The following is a 1,468-nucleotide window of genomic DNA, read 5'->3' on the forward strand; positions in this document are numbered from 1 at the left end:
CCCCATTGTCAGACTGGTTGTGAGTCATGGTGGTCATGATCAGTGAGGGGTTTGAGATGGCGATTTCTGCAGGGTACACCGATGATGAAATCCGTGATCTGGTGTTTGAATACGTGGGGTTAGCGCACGGGCAGAAGGAATTGTGGATGCAAGAGCGGGGTTTCTCGCGGGAGCGGATGAGTCGGTGGCGCAAAGCGATCTTCGATGGTGATCTCGACCGGGGACTGATTCCACGAGAGGGTAGTTCCATGACCTCTCCCAGCCAATGGCGCAAAATCTCCCACCACAGGGAACAGCGCGAGGCAGAGAACCAAGCGTTACGAGCGCGGGTACGTGAGCTCGAAGCCACGAACGAAGCATTGGGAAAAGCTATCGGGCTCTTGCATCAGATCAACGAGCGAGAGCCCGATACGCCCAAGACGACCAAACCCAACAGTTCCTCCAAGCTGAAAATGAGCTGATTACCCAGCTCAGTGCGGTGCTGGGCTCCCAACGCAAGGCGCTGGCGTTGGCTGGGCTCTCACGCTCGACGTGGCACTACCGTCACCACCGCCGGCCCGCTCGTGCTGATCCGATCCCGCAATCACAGCGAGACTACCCCTCCAGGCTCAGCCGGGGTGAGCGCGAGCAGATCGAAGAACGCATCCTCGATGGTTGGTCGAAACAGGTCTCGGTAGATCACTCCTTTGCCGCAGCCTGGGACGAGGGTGTGATGCTGGGCTCGCGGCGCAGCTGGTGGCGGATCGCTGGTGAGCTGAAGTATCAGGCACTGCGCCCGAAGATCCCCACCCACGCCGGTCACAAGAGCCCGCGCCCAGTCCCGGTGGTCACCGCTACCGCCCCCGGGCAGGCGTGGTCCTGGGATATCACCGATCTGTTCTCCCCGTGGCGTGGGATCGTGTTCAAGGCCTACAAGATCACCGATATCTACTCCCGCCAGATCGTGGGCTGGCGGGTGGAAGAACGCGAAGCCGATCATCTCGCCGTAGACATGTTCGCCACCGCGATCGCTGAGCACGGTGCACCCGAGGTCGTCCATGCCGATTCCGGGGCAGCGATGCGTTCCAACACCCTGCGCGCGGCCCTGACCGAGCACGGAGTGCGGCTTTCGCATAACAGGCCCTATGTCTCCAATGACAACCCATTTTCCGAGGCAGGATTTCGCACCATGAAGTATCGGCCCTCGTACCCTCGAATCTTCCAAACCCTACAAGCGGCCAGAACCTATCTCACCGACTACGTCAAGTGGTACAACACCGAGCACAAGCACTCGGGGATCGCGCTGTTCACACCTTCTCAAGTCGCAGACGGGTCTTGGGAGCAGGTATGGCAGATACGCGATCAAGCACTGCAGGACTACTACGAGCAACACCCACACCGCTTCCGCATCAGACCCCGCACCCCGATACCAGCGAAGCTAGTCGGCATCAACCTTCCAACCTGACTCACCACAGGTTGACACCCTGCG

At 60.0% G+C, this 1,468-nt stretch carries 2 protein-coding genes; both read left to right on the forward strand.

The genetic code is table 11. The features are described 5' to 3' along the window. Nucleotides 1-26 precede the first annotated feature (26 nt). The gene (locus YO9_RS0109525) at nt 27-461 is read left to right on the forward strand and encodes a hypothetical protein (protein ID WP_016997262.1); all 435 of its coding nucleotides are present in this window, start codon (nt 27-29) and stop codon (nt 459-461) included. Between the two features lie 17 nt (nt 462-478). Next, the gene (locus tag YO9_RS0109530; protein WP_016997263.1) at nt 479-1,444 is read left to right on the forward strand and encodes an IS3 family transposase; all 966 of its coding nucleotides are present in this window, start codon (nt 479-481) and stop codon (nt 1,442-1,444) included. Nucleotides 1,445-1,468: the final 24 nt, after the last annotated feature.

It is taken from the genome of Kocuria atrinae C3-8 (genome assembly GCF_000286355.1).
Taxonomy (GTDB): domain Bacteria; phylum Actinomycetota; class Actinomycetes; order Actinomycetales; family Micrococcaceae; genus Kocuria; species Kocuria atrinae_A.

Excerpts from the sequence above, each read along its gene's own strand:
- YO9_RS0109525 (WP_016997262.1), top strand. The coding sequence starts at position 27 with ATGGTGGTCATGATCAGTGAGGGGTTTGAGATGGCGATTTCTGCAGGG.